At 67.0% G+C, this 14,438-nt stretch carries 15 protein-coding genes; 8 read left to right on the top strand and 7 right to left on the bottom strand.

The features are described 5' to 3' along the window. The first annotated feature begins 42 nt into the window (after positions 1 to 42). The 3 genes from EAF64_RS16660 to rnhB all read left to right on the top strand — a co-directional run bounded on the left by EAF64_RS16660 (position 43) and on the right by rnhB (position 2,259). Positions 43 to 1,341 carry a tRNA pseudouridine(54/55) synthase Pus10 gene (locus EAF64_RS16660; RefSeq protein ID WP_129070110.1) on the top strand — a complete coding sequence of 433 codons (1,299 nt, stop codon included), beginning with the start codon at positions 43 to 45 and terminating at the stop codon, positions 1,339 to 1,341. A 66-nt stretch (positions 1,342 to 1,407) separates the two neighbouring features. Next, positions 1,408 to 1,569 (top strand): hypothetical protein, encoded by a 162-nt coding sequence (locus tag EAF64_RS21130; protein WP_193767733.1) that lies wholly within the window; start codon positions 1,408 to 1,410, stop codon positions 1,567 to 1,569. A gap of 45 nt (positions 1,570 to 1,614) precedes the next feature. After that, positions 1,615 to 2,259: a ribonuclease HII gene (gene rnhB, locus EAF64_RS16655; protein ID WP_129070109.1), complete on the top strand. Its 645-nt coding sequence runs from the start codon at positions 1,615 to 1,617 to the stop codon at positions 2,257 to 2,259. A gap of 211 nt (positions 2,260 to 2,470) precedes the next feature. On the opposite strand, the gene EAF64_RS16650 is transcribed toward rnhB, so the two are convergent. The 5 genes from EAF64_RS16650 to EAF64_RS16630 form a co-directional block, all read right to left on the bottom strand. Continuing rightward, entirely contained in the window at positions 2,471 to 4,096 is a 1,626-nt protein-coding gene (locus EAF64_RS16650) for a preprotein translocase subunit SecD (RefSeq protein ID WP_129070108.1), read from the bottom strand. 13 nt (positions 4,097 to 4,109) lie between these two features. Next, on the bottom strand, positions 4,110 to 4,985 hold the full coding sequence (gene secF / locus EAF64_RS16645; protein ID WP_325051214.1) for a protein translocase subunit SecF: 876 nt from the start codon (positions 4,983 to 4,985) through the stop codon (positions 4,110 to 4,112). 171 nt (positions 4,986 to 5,156) lie between these two features. Then, a complete protein-coding gene (locus EAF64_RS16640; protein WP_129070107.1) occupies positions 5,157 to 6,893 on the bottom strand; it encodes a sensor histidine kinase in 1,737 nt (578 codons plus the stop codon). 163 nt (positions 6,894 to 7,056) lie between these two features. Beyond that, positions 7,057 to 7,515, bottom strand: coding sequence for a DUF5812 family protein (locus EAF64_RS16635; RefSeq protein ID WP_129070106.1), 459 nt, complete (start codon positions 7,513 to 7,515; stop codon positions 7,057 to 7,059). A 325-nt stretch (positions 7,516 to 7,840) separates the two neighbouring features. Next, positions 7,841 to 8,440 carry a hypothetical protein gene (locus EAF64_RS16630; RefSeq protein WP_227739025.1) on the bottom strand — a complete coding sequence of 200 codons (600 nt, stop codon included), beginning with the start codon at positions 8,438 to 8,440 and terminating at the stop codon, positions 7,841 to 7,843. 97 nt (positions 8,441 to 8,537) lie between these two features. Here EAF64_RS16630 and EAF64_RS16625 point away from each other — a divergent pair, with 97 nt between their 5' ends. The 3 genes from EAF64_RS16625 to EAF64_RS16615 all read left to right on the top strand — a co-directional run bounded on the left by EAF64_RS16625 (position 8,538) and on the right by EAF64_RS16615 (position 11,304). After that, the gene (locus EAF64_RS16625) at positions 8,538 to 9,857 is read left to right on the top strand and encodes a glucose-6-phosphate isomerase (RefSeq protein ID WP_129070105.1); all 1,320 of its coding nucleotides are present in this window, start codon (positions 8,538 to 8,540) and stop codon (positions 9,855 to 9,857) included. 54 nt (positions 9,858 to 9,911) lie between these two features. After that, a complete protein-coding gene (locus tag EAF64_RS16620) occupies positions 9,912 to 11,042 on the top strand; it encodes a CPBP family intramembrane glutamic endopeptidase (protein ID WP_129070104.1) in 1,131 nt (376 codons plus the stop codon). A 109-nt stretch (positions 11,043 to 11,151) separates the two neighbouring features. Next, the gene (locus EAF64_RS16615) at positions 11,152 to 11,304 is read left to right on the top strand and encodes a CopG family transcriptional regulator (RefSeq protein WP_129070103.1); all 153 of its coding nucleotides are present in this window, start codon (positions 11,152 to 11,154) and stop codon (positions 11,302 to 11,304) included. On the opposite strand, the gene EAF64_RS16610 is transcribed toward EAF64_RS16615, so the two are convergent. Beyond that, positions 11,301 to 11,759 (bottom strand): NOB1 family endonuclease, encoded by a 459-nt coding sequence (locus tag EAF64_RS16610; protein ID WP_129070102.1) that lies wholly within the window; start codon positions 11,757 to 11,759, stop codon positions 11,301 to 11,303. The genes EAF64_RS16615 and EAF64_RS16610 overlap by 4 nt on opposite strands. A 15-nt stretch (positions 11,760 to 11,774) precedes the next feature. After that, on the bottom strand, positions 11,775 to 12,014 hold the full coding sequence (locus tag EAF64_RS16605; protein ID WP_092661531.1) for a PRC-barrel domain-containing protein: 240 nt from the start codon (positions 12,012 to 12,014) through the stop codon (positions 11,775 to 11,777). Positions 12,015 to 12,179: 165 nt separating this feature from the next. On the opposite strand from EAF64_RS16605, the gene infB reads away from it, so the two are divergent. Both infB and EAF64_RS16595 read left to right on the top strand, forming a co-directional pair. Then, positions 12,180 to 13,994 carry a translation initiation factor IF-2 gene (infB, locus tag EAF64_RS16600; RefSeq protein ID WP_129070101.1) on the top strand — a complete coding sequence of 605 codons (1,815 nt, stop codon included), beginning with the start codon at positions 12,180 to 12,182 and terminating at the stop codon, positions 13,992 to 13,994. A 64-nt stretch (positions 13,995 to 14,058) separates the two neighbouring features. Beyond that, positions 14,059 to 14,304, top strand: a complete 246-nt coding sequence (locus EAF64_RS16595; protein ID WP_227739024.1) for a hypothetical protein — start codon at positions 14,059 to 14,061, stop codon at positions 14,302 to 14,304. Positions 14,305 to 14,438 lie beyond the last annotated feature (134 nt).

Here is a 14,438-nt window from a genome sequence, read left to right as displayed (position 1 = left end):
ACAAAGGAAAGGGAGTTAGGCGCGCCCCACCTCCAACTCACAATGACAGTGCTTTCGACCGCCCGGCGGGCTCTCGATTCGGGTCCGCTCTGTGACGCCTGTCTCGGGCGGCTGGTGGCCGACCGGAGCTTCGGACTGACCAACCGCGAGCGCGGTCGGTCGCTGCGTGTGGCCGCCGCCCTCGAAGACGACGAACCGGTCGGCGACCTCGAACCCGACGAGCCCTGCTGGGTCTGTGAGGCGGAGAGCGACCGCTACGAGGAGTGGGCCGAACGGGCGGTCCACGCGCTGGGCCCCTACGATTTCGCCACCTACCAGACCGGGACGAAGGTCCCGCCCTTGCTGGAGGAGAACGACCGCCTCCTCCGGGAGGAAGTCGGGCTGGACCCGGACGCCGGCGAACAGCTCAAGACCGAACTCAACCGCGAGGTGGGCAAACGACTGGGTGCCGAGACCGACGCCGAGGTCGACTTCCAGCGACCGGACGTGCTGGTCCTGCTGGACCTCGCGACCGACGAACTCGACGTGCAGGTCAACTCCGCGTTCGTCTACGGTCGCTACCGCAAACTAAAGCGTGACATCCCCCAGACGAAGTGGCCCTGTAACGACTGCGGTGGGACGGGGCTGAAGCGGGGCGACACCTGTGACGGGTGTGGCGGATCGGGCTACCGCTACGACGAGAGCGTCGAGCAACTCACCGCACCCGTCGTGCTGGACGCGATGGACGGCGAAGAGGCCGTGTTCCACGGCGCAGGCCGCGAGGACGTGGACGCGCTGATGCTCGAGTCGGGTCGTCCGTTCGTCATCGAGATCAAGGAGCCACGGACGCGCGACGTCGACCCCGCCGAACTGGAAGCCGAAATCGGCGAGTTCGCCGACGGGAAGGTCGAAGTCGAGGGACTCCGGCTGGCCACCCACGACATGGTCGAGCGCGTCAAGGAACTCGACGCGAACAAGACCTACCGGATGGACGTGGCCTTCGACGACCCGGTCACCGAAGACGACTTCGCGGACGCCCTCGCCGAACTCGACGGCGCGACCATCTACCAGGACACCCCCCAGCGAGTCACCCACCGCCGCGCGGACGTGACCCGAACCCGCAAGGTGTACGACATCGACGGGACGCTGGAGAGCGACACCGCGGCCGAACTGGAAGTCAACGGCGAGGGCGGCCTCTACGTCAAGGAACTCGTCAGTGGCGACGAGGGTCGTACCGAACCCAGCCTCGCCGGCGTCCTGGAGACGGGGGCCGTCGTCACCGCTCTCGACGTGATCGACGTGGAAGGCGAGGACGAACCGTTCGCCCGCCCGGAGTTCTTCCGGGACGGTGACACCGAGTGAACCCGCCACAACCCTTAGGGACGACCAGTCCCTTCTCTTTAGTGGTGTGTGATTATGTGCCACAGTATGGACGAGTACATCGACTGGCGCGAAGCGGTCCGTGAGGCCGAGGCCGACGACGAGGAGCCGCCGGACGTCGACATCGAGGAGCCGGAGATCGGCGAGCACGAGATCGAGGAGCCGGAACTCGACGAACCCGAGTTGGGGCAGGCCGAACTGGACGACTGAGACGGAACCCACTGCTTTTTGTCGGCGTCACCCGATCGGAGAGCCATGCAGTTCGGCGTCGACGAGGCCGGCAAGGGACCGGTCCTCGGATCGATGTTCGCGGCGGCCGTCCGGGCCGATCCGGCCGTGCTCCCGGCCGGGATCGACGACTCGAAGAACCTCCAACCGGGCCGGCGCGGAGACCTGGCCGCGCAGTTGCGTGCGGACGAGCGAGTCGAGATCACCGTCGCGGAGGTCCCCCCGGCGCGAATCGACGATCCGGAGACGGACATGAACACGCTGACCGTCGCCGCACAGGCCGAGGCCCTCGACGACGTGGCCCGCGACGGCGACGGCGGGCTCGTGGACGCCGGTGACACGGACGCCGAGCGCTTCGGCCGTCGCGTCGCCGACCGCATCGGGGCCGACGTGTCGATCACCGCCGAACACGGAGCCGACGAGACCTACGCGCTGGTCGGCGCCGCGAGCGTCCTCGCGAAGGTCGCCCGGGATGCACACGTCACGGACCTGGCGGCCGAGTACCCCGACACCGACGTGGGGAGTGGGTACCCGAGCGACCCCGCAACCAGAGCCTTCCTCCGGGAGTACGTGGCCGAGCACGGCGACCTCCCGCCGTGCGCGCGACGCTCGTGGTCGACGAGCCAAGACGTGCTGGCGGCCGCCGAACAGTCGGCACTCTCCGAGTTCTGAGGCCACGTGGCGGTCGCTCGCCGATCACCGAACGAGAGGAAAGAGGGGGGACAGATTGTGGGTGGGGTGGGAATGGGGGGTGTTGGGGGAATCGACAGTGCACCGCAATGTAGGGTGACTGCACCCGAAGCTACGGGCTACACCACTACAAAAGGGCAGGAGCGTTTTCAACGCGTGAAAGTACCGGCGACGAGCGACGAGTCCGAGACCGCTACTGTTCGGTGTAGCGTTCCCGTTCTTCCTCGGAGAGCATCAGGTTCCGGAGGATGTCACCGTAGGCCGGGCGGGTGACCAGCACGCCCAGGAGGACCCCGACGATGGTGACGATGGCGAACCCGGTGAGGTCACCGAGGGACAGCACCGTCAGCGGACTCATCGCGAGGATGGTCGTCGCCGCGGCGGCGCCGATGACCCAGAACGCCTTCTTGAAGCGGCTCTGGAACACCTTGCCGGTGGCGACTTTCCCCTCCTGGAGGATCTCGTCGGCGATGATGATCAGGTCGTCCACCCCCGTCCCGATCACCGCGATGAACCCGGCGATGTGTGAGAGGTCCAGCGCCAGCCCGATGACGGAGGCGAACCCGAGGAGCAGGAACACCTCGGCGGCGGCCGTCGCCAACATCGGCACGGCGACCCGTGGACTGCCGTATCGCAGGAACACGACGCCACTGACTGCGAGGTAGGCGACGAGGCCCGCGATCAGCGAGAACAACTTGAACCGCTCGGCGACCGAGGGCAAGAGCGTGTAGGTGGTGCCCGCGGTGAAGTTCAGCTCCGTCGGGATCGACCCCGCACGGAGGTTGACCGCCAGCTGCTGGGCCTCGCTGATGTTCGTCGTCGTCATCACGAACGAGGGACTGTTGGCGAAGTCACCGCCGTTCATCGACTGGGCGAGTTGCTGGCCCATCGAGGCCGCGTAGACGACCCGACCGTTCTGGACGGTGTACAGACAGTACCCGCTCGCGTTGTCCGGGTTCCGGTCCGCGTTGGGCGGACAGCTCCCGATCCCTTCGCGGGTGAAGCCGAAGTCCTGGAGCGACTGGGAGTATCGCTCGGCCGAGCCGTCCTGCCGGATCGACACCGGGACGTGGGGCTGGTTGATCCCGCTCTGGGGGTCGGCCTGCTGGGCCGCCCCGATGTCCGTGAAGTCGCTGTTGTTCAGCAGTGGCGTCTCGCGGTAGGTCGTGGTCCCGTTCTCCCGGACGGGGTAGCGGGCGACGATCTGGACGCGACCCGTCCCGGAAATCAGGTCTTTGACCTCCTGTTCGCCGGCGTTTGGCACCTCGACGACGACGAAGTACTCGTTACCGGCCGCGGCGGTCTTGACGTTCCCGCCGGAGATACCGCCCTCGTTGATCTTGTCCGAGAGGACGTTGACGACCGTCTCCCGGGTCTGGGCCGTGACGCCGTTCCGGATCTGATCCTGTGACACGTCGAACCCGTTGTTCTGGAGGGTAGTGGCGAACTCCGCCCGGGTGACGTTCTTCGAGAACACCTCGATCGTGTTCCCGCTCTGAGCCTGCGCCTGGCTCTGGGCCTGTCGGCCACCGGCACTCAGCCGGACCTCGCTCGGTTCGAGGCCGAGATCCTCGGCGATCGCCCGGCGCTTCTCCGGGAAGTTCGTGTCCTGTGTGAACTCGACGTCGTCGGCGGTCATGCCGACCAGCGGCGCGCGGATCTGCGTGCCGCCGGAGAGTTGTAGCCCGTAGTCGAGGCTGACCGGTCCGGCGTCGCCACCGCCGGCCTGTGCGGCCACGAAGGGGCCGAACAGGATACCGGCGCTCGCGATCGTGAAGATGACGAGTAAGACGATTCGCCAGTTCTCTCGAAGGTTCATCGGTCGCCCTCCGTCATCGTGAAACCCCCTCGTACTTGTACCAGCGTAGCAGGCTGAGGTTGAGCATGTACGTGTTCATCAGGTCCGCGGACAGCCCCATCACGAGGACGAGGCCGATCTGGGGCAGCAGCGGGATCGCGAGCAGGAACGCGGCGGCCGACATGACCGTCATCGCCGCGATCGAGGTCAGCGTCATCGTCACCCCGGTCCGCATCGCCCGGTAGGCCGACTCGTAGAACTCCCCGCGACGCCGCAGGATGTGATTGTTCAACAGTACGTCGGAGTCGACGCTGTAACCGATCAGCATCAACAGGGCGGCGACGGTCCCCAGCGAGAGTTTCAGTCCGAGGACGTTCATCAGCGCGAGCGGGATGACGATGTCGGAGAACGCCGAGATGACGATGGCGATCGACGGGACGAACGACCGGAACAGCAGGAAGATCAGCAGGCTCATCCCGACGAAGGCGATCCCCAACCCGATCAGCGTGAGTCGCACCGAGTCGGTCCCGAAACTGGCAGACGTCTCGCTGAACGAGGCGATCTCGTACCCCTGGCTCTCGATCGCCTGGCGCACGCCGTCGGTCTGCTGAGTCGTGACGACGTACTCCTGGGTCCCCTGGCTGACCTGCACTGGCTGGATCGTCGGATCGAGGCCACTGAGACTCTGCTGGATTTCGCTCTGGGAGGCGCTGGTCTGTATCTGTACCTCGGTCCCGCCGGTAAACTCGATCCCGAGTGCCACCGGTGTGCCGGTCATGACGTACCAGGCGGCGAGGATCGCCAGCGCGACCGCGAGGACGGCGAGCGGCACCGCCGCGAGTTGCCTGTTCGTGTACCGCGTGTAGTCGATATCGGGGAACCGGTCCGGGAGGTCGGTCATCGCGCTCATCCGGACCATCCCCCGTTTCCGACTCCCGGTACCTCGAACTCCACCATACGCCACCGTGTGCAACAGCCCTGAATAAGCCTTCTTATCTCGGCTGTCGTTCCCACTCCGACGGACGGACAGCGATGGCTGTCGAGCGGGTCGTCGAGCGGTTGGGTCGGCGAACGCAGCGAGTCAGTCAGCGTCGACCGGCGGTCGGCCCGACGCGGTGTGGATCGTCGGCCCCTGGCGGGGGATGGTGATGGTGACGACGCTCCCGCTCACGTCGTCGTCCTGGCCGAAGGCCACCCGGTCGCGGAACTCGATGTCCCCGCCGAGCATCGTCACGCCCCAGTTGACCAACCAGAGCCCGAGGCCGCTCCCGTGTTCCAGCGGTGTCTCGGTGCCCTTGGTCAGCACCTCCCGTTCCTGCCGCGGGATGCCGGGGCCGTCGTCGGCCACGGAGATTTCGACCCGGCCGTCGTCGGCCTCGATCCGGACCCAGACGTGGGGCTGCTGGCTGTCGTTGTGAACCACGGCGTTCTCCAGGACGTTCTGCAGGACCGATTCGAGGATGCCGGTCGAGCTGATCTCCAGCGTGTCGGGCAGGTCGGCCTCGATCTCGGCCGCGGGGTACTCGTGGCGGAGCGTATCGAGTTGCCGGGTCACCAGCGACGGGAGGTCGATCGGCTGGGGATCGTTGTGCCGGCGGGACATGATCCGCTCGATCTCGCGGGCCTTGGTGCCGGTCTCGCTCAGATCACAGGCGACCGACCGGACGCGGTCGGCCAGTTCCGCGTCCTCCCCGTCGAGGCGGTCGACCAGCTGGGTCGCACACACGTCGATGACGTTCATGTCGTTGCGGAAGTTGTGCCGGAGGACGCGGTTGAGCACCTGCAACTGCTGGCGGCGGTTGGTCCGGTCGGTGATGTCCCGCAGGACCAGAATCCGACCGAGCTGGTGGCCGTGCTGATCGGTCAGTTTCGAGACCTTCACCTCGTACTCGAAGGGGCCACGCGCCGACCAGACGACGGTCCCCTCGCCGACCGGCAACTGGAACTCCGGATCGTCGAAGACGGCCCGGACCGGGCGGCCCACCACCTCGTCTTTCGCGAGGCCGAACTGCTGTTGAGCGAGCGGGTTCACGTCGACGACGACGTCGTCTTCGTCGACGACGATGACGCCGTCACGCATGTTCCGGACGACGGCGGTCCGGCCGATCTGTCGGGTCGCCGGGACACGATCCAACAGGTCCGACCGGTAGAACGCGTAGCCGTACGTGATGCCACTGATCGTGAACATGTACGGCGTCATGTCCACCCCGGTGATCGGGACGGCGCCGGTGACGCTGGCGACGTTGGCGAAAAGCGGTGCGGAGACGCCGAGCAGGAGGGCCACTCCCTGGTCCACGAACAGGTGATCGGCGGTGAACACCAGTCGCATGACGAGGACGATCCCGGCCAATACGAGTGTGTACGCGTACGCGAGGAACGCCCAGAACGCCGGCCCCAGGGCCTGGACGCCGACGGCGACACCCTGTGTGTACACCATTCGGACCTCGGACCAGACCAGTTCGTGGAGCGGGTTGGTCCAGACCAGCGCGAGCATGACGGCCGCCGGCAGGGCCAAGAGCACGACCGACCGGCGCGTGACCCGGTCGCCGTACCCCGTGTACTGCAGCGCGAACAGGGCCCAGGCGACCGGGACACCGATCCGACCGATCCAGGCGACCTGCTCGAACGTGATCCAGGCCGCCCTGTCAGGTGCCAGGAGCGCGAGCGCACTCCCGCCGGCCCACAGCGCGATCGAACACAGGAGGAGTCGCAGGGCTCTGACGCCCGGCCCGCTGCAGCGACGCCACGTCTCGACGAGAAACGCCGCTGCGAGTACCACGGGCACGCCGAGCGCTAGCGCGTACGGTGAAACGGACACGTTCTCTACTACCCCCTACGCCCCCTTCCCGGGCTCACTTGCCACTGTTAGATCCACCTGCATAAGAGTAGAGCCGTCAGAGTCCGGCAATATTTAAGTACGGGAAGAGTTCCAGCGGACGGACACGACCGGTGGGACCGCTACCGGGTGTCGAGGACCCCGATCAGGGCAGATAGCGGACGCTGAGCGCCTGGCCGTCGGCGCGGATCTCAACGCGGTCGACGCCCAGCCGTGCCGCGCGTGCCAGCGTCTCCGCGTCGTCGAGAACGTCTTCGGCCGCGTCGTCGGCCTCGCCGTCGGGGACGGTGATGACGTGGAGTTCGCCCTCGCCGGCGCGTTCCTGGCGGGTGATCTCCCCGACGGGTTGGTCGGCGGCGATCTCCCTGGTCTGCTGGGTCGGTGGCTCCGGACTCCGCTCGACGGGGATCGTCCGCTGGTCGGTGATCTCGACGACCTGCCAGACGACCTCCATCGGCGGTTCGGGTTCGATGGTGGCGACGACGGTCTCGCCGACCTCGACGCCGGGGTTGGTACTCAGGGTGTGGACCTGGCTGTCGGTCACGTCCTGGAGGACCGCCGACTCGTCGTCGGCGGCCGTGACGAGGAACGTGGCGTCTTTCATGGGCGTCGCTTGTACGCCGGACGGTTTCGGCGTTTCGAGTTCATCGCGTCAGCCGGTGTCCTGTCGAGCGGAGCGAGACGGGGCTCGGATGACGAGTTCATCGCGTCAGCCGGTGTCCTGTCGAGCGGAGCGAGACGGGGCTCGGATGACGAGTTCATCGCGTCAGCCGGTGTCCTGTCGAGCGGAGCGAGACGGGGCTCGGATGACGAATTCATCGCGTCAGCCGGTGTCCTGTCGAGCGGAGCGAGACGGGGCTCGGATGACGAATTCATCGCGTCAGCCGGTGTCCTGTCGAGCGGAGCGAGACGGGGCTCGGATGACGAATTCATCTCGTCAGCCGGTGGGCGGCGTAGATCGCGGCCGCGCCGATGATGGGCGGCACCAGTCCGACGATGGCGGGCAGGGCGTAGAAGAGTTCGACGAGCGGGGCGTACGCTCCGGAGACGGGCTGTTGCTGTTCCGGCGGCGTCGAGATCAGCAGGGCGAGATACAGGGTCAGCAGGAACAGGTAGCCGGCCGACGCGATGGCGGCGTCGTAGCGGGCGTTCGAGCCGATCCGGCGGTGCCGTCGCGCGACCGAGAGGACCGGGGCCAGCAGGGGGAAGACGACGAGCAACCCGACGAAAATGAAGAAGGCCCGCGAGAAAGAGAACACGCCGCCGGCGGTCCCGGTCGTGCTGGCGATCACGCCGACCAGCCCGAAGGTGAACATGAGCGCGATCAACAGCGCCAGCAGGCCGCCGATGACGGCGTAGGACTTGAACAGAAGCGAGTCGCTCCGCCGGAAGGCGTAGGGGTAAGAACCGAAGAGACCGCCGTAGGAGCGCTCCTCAGTGTCCGACTCGGTCTCGACGTGCTCGGAACCGCCCTCGACGGTCGGGGCGTCCTCCGGGTTCGTCCGTTCGTCGACGGATTCGCCGGTCATTACACACGGGTAGGCGTCCAGGCCCGAAAAGCCACGCGATTCCACCCCCGTCGGAGCAAACAGTAGCGTTTTGCGCGCCCGGTGTGGACGGACGACCATGCAAGTGGACATCGGCAACGCGCTCGCGGCCGAGGCCGAGCCGGGGGTCAGCCGCGACGCGCTGGATCGCCTCGACGAGGACGTGGCACGGGCACACGACCGCATCGCGACGGGCCGGGAAGACGGCGAGTTCGGCTACGTCGCGCTGAACCTGCCCGAGCGGACCGACGCCGCCGCCGTCGAGTCGGCTGTCGAACCGCTGGCCGACGCCGAGGCCATCCTGACGGTCGGCATCGGCGGGAGCGCGCTCGGCGCGGCGACCATCTCCGAGGCGCTGGGTGGACTGGACAGTCAGGGCGAGTCCGCCGACGCCCCGCCGCTGTACGTCCTGGACAACGTCGATCCCGCCCACGTCCGCGAGATTCTGTCGGAGGTGCCCCTCGACCGCACCGCGGTCAACGTCGTCTCGCGGTCGGGCACCACCGCCGAGACGCTGTCGAACTTCCTCGTCGTGCGCGAGGCGATGGAGGCGGCGGGCGTCGACTGGACCGAGCGGACCGTCGTCACCACGGGCGAGGCGGGGCCGCTCCGAGAGCTGGCCGACCGCCACGGCATGCCCGCGCTGGACGTGCCGACGGGCGTCCCGGGGCGCTTCTCGGCGCTCTCGGCGGTCGGCCTGGTGCCCGCGGCGATCCAGGGCCACGACGTCGAGGGTCTGCTGACCGGAGGCCAGCGGGCCGCCGACTCCCTGTCGCCCTCGCTGTTCGACTCGCCGGCGTACGCATACGGGGCGGTGAGCTACGCACTGGCCCAGCGCGGGGCCCGCATCAACGCCGTCGTCCCCTACGCCGAGCGCCTGGAGTTTTTCGCGGAGTGGTTCGCGCAACTGTGGGCCGAGAGTCTGGGGAAAGACGGGCTGGGGCAGACGCCCGCGCGGGCGCTCGGCGCGACCGACCAGCACTCCCAGCTCCAGCTCTACCGGGCTGGGCCGCGGGACAAACTCGTGACGATGGTGCGCCCGCGCGAGCGGTCCGACCGCGAGATTCCCGAGACCGACATCGACGGGCTGTCGTATCTGGGCGGCTCGACGCTCGGCGACCTGCTGGACGCGGAGTTCGAGGCGACCGAGGCCAGCCTCGCGGCCGCGAACCGGCCCTCGGTTCGCGTCGAGATCGAGCGCCTGGACGCCGAGGGCGTCGGCGAGTTGCTGTACACGATGGAGGCCGCCTGCGTGCTGTACGGGGAACTGGCGAACGTCTCGACGTTCGACCAGCCGGCCGTCGAGTGGGGCAAGCGAGCGGCGCGGGGCCTGCTGGGCGGCGGCGAGTTCGCGGAGGCCGAGGCGGTCGCGGACAAGACCGAACTCGTCGTCGAGTGAGTGGGGCGCACCGAAACACAGTCCCTAAACCGCCCGCCGCCGTGGTGAGGGTCAATGGCAGCAGTTGATGCAGTCGACGGTCGCGGGCCGCGGACGACCGCGGCACCGACGACGGGGCTGGTGCTGGCCGGGATCGCACTGGCGGCGAGCGTCCTCCCCTGGACCGGCGGGACGCCAGTGGTCGCGGTCCCCGGGGTCGACGGGAGCGTCGTCGGCCTCGTCCTCGGGGCCGGCGCGGCGCTGGTGTTCAGCCTGCGCCGCCACGGAACCGTCGACCGCCGGCTCGGTGCGCCCGTCGCCGGCGTGCTCTCGCTCTCGCTGTTTGGCTACGCGCTCTACCAGCTGATGCGCCCGGCCATCGGCACCGACGTCGTCCCAGCGGTGGGAATCGGCCTCCCCGTTGCGGCACTGGCCGGGCTGGGCGCAGCCGCCGTCGCCGTCGCCGACTACGATGCCATCGCCGACGACGCCTTCTGGGGGCGCGTCAAGGGATTCACAGTCGCGCTCGCCATCGGCGGCGGGGCTTTCATCGGCCTGTTCGTCGGCCAGTTGTTCGCCCTGCCGCTGTACCCGCCCGACACGGCGCTTGAGTACAGCGTCGTGACGACGATCGGCTACCTCGGGTCGGTCGGCTTCGTCGTCCTGTACCTGCGCGGTCGCCGCCTGTCGTTCGACTACGTCGACGTGTCCGTCCCGTCGGCGCGTGATTTGCTCGTCGCGGCCGGTGGTCTATTTTGCCTCTTGCTCTTGCTCGGGACGGTCACGACCCTCATCCAGCAACTCGGACTCCCCTCGTCTGAATCCCGGATCCAACAGCAGGCGATGGAGAACCCGACGCTGGCGCTGTCCCTCGTCGCCCTGTCCATCCTCGTCATCGCGCCCGTCGAGGAACTTGCCTACCGCAACGTGGTGCAAAAGTACCTCTACGAGTGGTTCACCGAGCGGTCGGCCGTGGTGCTGGGCGCCGCGGTGTTCGCGGCCGTCCACTTCAGCCAGTACCAGAACGCCAACCCGCTGGCGACGCTGACCACGCTCACGGTGATCTTCTTTCTCTCCTTGCTCCTGGGCTACGTCTACTACCGCACCGAGAACCTCGTCGTCCCCATCCTCGTCCACGGCGCGTTCAACGCCCTCCAGTTCCTCGCGGTCTACTTCCAGGCGACCGGGCAAATTCCCGCAGCCTGAGTCGACGCCGTCACGTAGTTTCCGCGGCAGAGAAAGAGAAACGGACCGACCGGGCGTGAGACGATCGTCTGACGGGACTTTATACAGACCCGTGACAAATACGCGTGGTATGCCAACCCGTTTCACCGTGGTCTGTGACGACGATCTCGCGAGCGAGGTCGAGTCGCTGGCCCGGGAGTACGACCTCACCGAGGAGGAAGTACTCACCCAGTTGATCGACCTGGGGTTGGACGAGGCCCACCGGACGCGAAACCGGCACTAGGCCGGGTTCTTCCGGGTGAGATCGCTCCCGCAGACGGGACAGCGGTCGTGGTCGTCGTCGAATTCGCGGCCACAGCCGCTACACTGGAACCGCCAGTCGCGTTGCTCGGTGATCCCCTCGCGGGCGATGACTTCGACGGCCACGTCGAGTTTCTCCGCGACGTTCTGCATCGCGTAGTCGTCGGTGACGAGGTGCCCGTCGAGTTCGAAGGCGGCGGCCACCAGCCGGATGTCCGTCCGTGAGAGTTCGTCGAAGTCGCCGGTCTCGCGGGCGGCCCGCTCGATCCGCTCGACGGTCTCCTCTTCGGGGATGTGGAGGTGCATACCCGAGCCCTCCAGCGCGTCGAACCGATAGGCGCTCTCGTCTTCGAGCTCCTCGCGGACCATCGGAATCGACGCCTTGCGCTCCTGGGTGTGATACTCGTTGATAAACGCCGACGAGTCGAGAATGTACATCGAAAAGAGTACGAGTTATCGGTCGACGATCATGTGGTCCTTGACGGCCTGGACACGGGGGACCGGAACCAGCAGACGGCCGCGCTCGTCGGTGGGGAACTCGGACTCCCGGAGCATCTCGTCGGGTTCGACGACGAGGTTCTCCAGCCGGCCCGATTTGGCGTCCATCGTGATGTTGTACAGCATTCCCAGTTCTTTGCCGTCAGAACCCATGACGGCCTTCCCCGAGAGATTCTCCGCGAGTATCTCTGCCATACACGCCGTAGTGTATTCCACTCACATAAACGCCACGGGGACGTGTGACGCGGGTCTGACGCCGGCAAACTGCGGGTTCCGCGTCGACGAGGAGGACGGAAATGGAGAAAGTTAAATGGGCTGGCCGGTTGGTATCGCGTACGGATTCTCCAGGGTGATGTGCCAATGTCTGACTCTACAGAAGCCGACGCCGACGCCGACGGGGAGTCCACGCTCCGGACCCCCATCGTCGCGGTCCTCGGCCACGTCGACCACGGAAAGACCACGCTACTTGACAAGATTCGCGGCTCCGCGGTAAGTGAGGGTGAAGCCGGGGCGATCACCCAGCACATCGGCGCGACGGCCGTCCCGCTCTCGACCATCTCGGAGATGGCCGGCGAACTCGTCGACCCCACCGACTTCGACCTGCCCGGCCTGCTGTACATCGACACGCCCGGCCACCACTCCTTCTCGACGCTGCGCTCCCGCGGTGGCGCGCTGGCCGACATCGCCGTCCTCGTCGTCGACGTGAACGACGGCTTCCAGCCCCAGACCGAGGAGGCCGTCGACATCCTCAAACGGACCCAGACCCCCTTCATCGTCGCCGCCAACAAGGTCGACACCGTCCCCGGCTGGAACCCCAACGAGGGCGTCCCGATCCAGGAGAGTATGGAACAGCAGTCCGAGCGCGTCCAGGGCGACCTGAACGAACGCCTCTACGGCATCATCGGCGAACTCTCCGATCACGGCTTCGCCGCCGACATGTACTGGCGCGTCCAGAACTTCCAGAACAACGTCGGTGTCGTCCCGGTCTCCGCGATGACCGGCGAAGGCGTCCCCGACCTCCTCACGGTACTGATGGGCCTCTCCCAGCGGTACATGAAAGACGAGATGCAGATCGACGTGGCGGGCCCCGGTGCCGGCACCGTACTGGAGGTCAAGGAGGCCCGCGGGTTCGGGACGACCGTCGACGCCGTCCTCTACGACGGCACCATCCGGGAGGACGACGAGATCGTCGTCGGCGGCCTCGAAGCCCCCATCACGACCGACGTTCGCGCACTGCTCCAGCCCAAACCGCTGGAGGAGATCCGCACCGAGAAGGCCTTCGAGAAAGTACCCGAAGTGTCGGCCGCCGCGGGGGTCAAGATCGCCGCGCCCGACCTGGACGACGCGATGGCCGGCGCGCCGATCCGGGTCGTCCGGAACCGCGATCGCGGCGCGGTCATCGCGGACGTCGAAGAGGAACTGGCCGAGATCGAGGTCACCACCGAAGAACAGGGTGTCGTGGTCAAGGCCGACACCCTCGGGAGCCTGGAGGCCATCGCCAGCACCCTCGACGAGGTCGACATCCCGATCGTCCGCGCGGAGGTCGGTGACGTAGCGCCCCGGGACGTCCGGGTCGCCGAGACCGCCGACGAGGAGAAACACGAAGTCCTCTTGGCTTTCTCCGTCGACGTGCTGGACGACGCCCGCCGGCTGGCCGAGCAGGAGGGCGTCCGCATCTTCGAACACGACGTGATCTACCGCCTCGTCGAGGAGTACGAGGAGTACGTCGAGGAGATGGAACGGGCCCAGCAGACCCAGGTACTCGAAAACATCACCCGACCGGCGCGCTTCCAGATCCTCAACGACCACACGTTCCGGCAGAACGACCCCGCCGTCGTCGGCGTCGAGGTGCTGACCGGCACCGTCGCCCGCAACTCGAACGTGGCGAAGTTCGAGGACGGCCAGTTCGAGCGCGTCGGCAAGCTCAAGTCCATCCAAGACGCCGGCGAGGACATCGACGAGGCCCGCATGGGCGATCAGGTCGCCGTCTCCATCGACGGCCCCACCGTCGGCCGCGACATCGAGGAGGGCGACGAACTCTGGATCTACCTCCCCGAGAAACACGCCAAGATCCTCGAACAGGAACTGACCGACGAGATTCCCGGGGACGAACGCGAAGCGCTCAACCAGTACCTCGAAAAGCAGCGGAATCGGGACCCCTTCTGGGGGAAGTAGCCCCGCCCCGGCGGGCCGTTGCGGGAGTAATAATATTTAATTAGCGGGAGTCGGATTGTGTTTGGTGGAGGCAACTATCTCGGAGCACCCGCTCGGATCGGTGTCACGACCCGATCTCGTGTTGTCCGCGATTCCCGGGCCAGTGGCGCTGGCGGCGGTGCTGGGCGTGTTACTCGGCGTCCCGCTGTCGGTGGCGCTGGCCGTCGGGAGCCTGCCGAGTAGTGCCGTCGTCGGCTACGCGCTGTTCTATCGCCCGCCGGTCGAAAGTACAGCGACCGAGACGCCGAACGCGACAGAAGGAAGCCAGTAGTTACAGAAGGTAAAGGAGAAGGCCCATAACTTCAGTCGTGGGACGAATCCGACAACTGTCCTGCAACCACTTTCACTCCGGTTGGCAACCTAATATACAGGTAGCACTCGTCACACAAAACACAGACCGGGCGA

The organism is Halorientalis pallida, from assembly GCF_004118325.1.
GTDB classification, from domain to species: domain Archaea; phylum Halobacteriota; class Halobacteria; order Halobacteriales; family Haloarculaceae; genus Halorientalis; species Halorientalis pallida.
This window is presented reverse-complemented; position numbering and strand designations above follow the sequence as displayed.

What these genes read in the sequence shown, in the direction of transcription:
- infB (WP_129070101.1), top strand. Translation starts at nt 12,180, where the DNA reads ATGTCTGACTCTACAGAAGCCGACGCCGACGCCGACGGGGAGTCCACG.
- EAF64_RS21130 (WP_193767733.1), top strand. Translation starts at nt 1,408, where the DNA reads ATGGACGAGTACATCGACTGGCGCGAAGCGGTCCGTGAGGCCGAGGCC.
- rnhB (WP_129070109.1), top strand. Translation starts at nt 1,615, where the DNA reads ATGCAGTTCGGCGTCGACGAGGCCGGCAAGGGACCGGTCCTCGGATCG.
- EAF64_RS16630 (WP_227739025.1), bottom strand. Translation starts at nt 8,440, where the DNA reads ATGACCGGCGAATCCGTCGACGAACGGACGAACCCGGAGGACGCCCCG.
- EAF64_RS16650 (WP_129070108.1), bottom strand. Translation starts at nt 4,096, where the DNA reads ATGAACCTTCGAGAGAACTGGCGAATCGTCTTACTCGTCATCTTCACG.
- EAF64_RS16620 (WP_129070104.1), top strand. Translation starts at nt 9,912, where the DNA reads ATGGCAGCAGTTGATGCAGTCGACGGTCGCGGGCCGCGGACGACCGCG.
- EAF64_RS16605 (WP_092661531.1), bottom strand. Translation starts at nt 12,014, where the DNA reads ATGGCAGAGATACTCGCGGAGAATCTCTCGGGGAAGGCCGTCATGGGT.
- EAF64_RS16625 (WP_129070105.1), top strand. Translation starts at nt 8,538, where the DNA reads ATGCAAGTGGACATCGGCAACGCGCTCGCGGCCGAGGCCGAGCCGGGG.
- EAF64_RS16635 (WP_129070106.1), bottom strand. Translation starts at nt 7,515, where the DNA reads ATGAAAGACGCCACGTTCCTCGTCACGGCCGCCGACGACGAGTCGGCG.
- EAF64_RS16660 (WP_129070110.1), top strand. Translation starts at nt 43, where the DNA reads ATGACAGTGCTTTCGACCGCCCGGCGGGCTCTCGATTCGGGTCCGCTC.
- secF (WP_325051214.1), bottom strand. Translation starts at nt 4,985, where the DNA reads ATGAGCGCGATGACCGACCTCCCGGACCGGTTCCCCGATATCGACTAC.
- EAF64_RS16615 (WP_129070103.1), top strand. Translation starts at nt 11,152, where the DNA reads ATGCCAACCCGTTTCACCGTGGTCTGTGACGACGATCTCGCGAGCGAG.
- EAF64_RS16610 (WP_129070102.1), bottom strand. Translation starts at nt 11,759, where the DNA reads ATGTACATTCTCGACTCGTCGGCGTTTATCAACGAGTATCACACCCAG.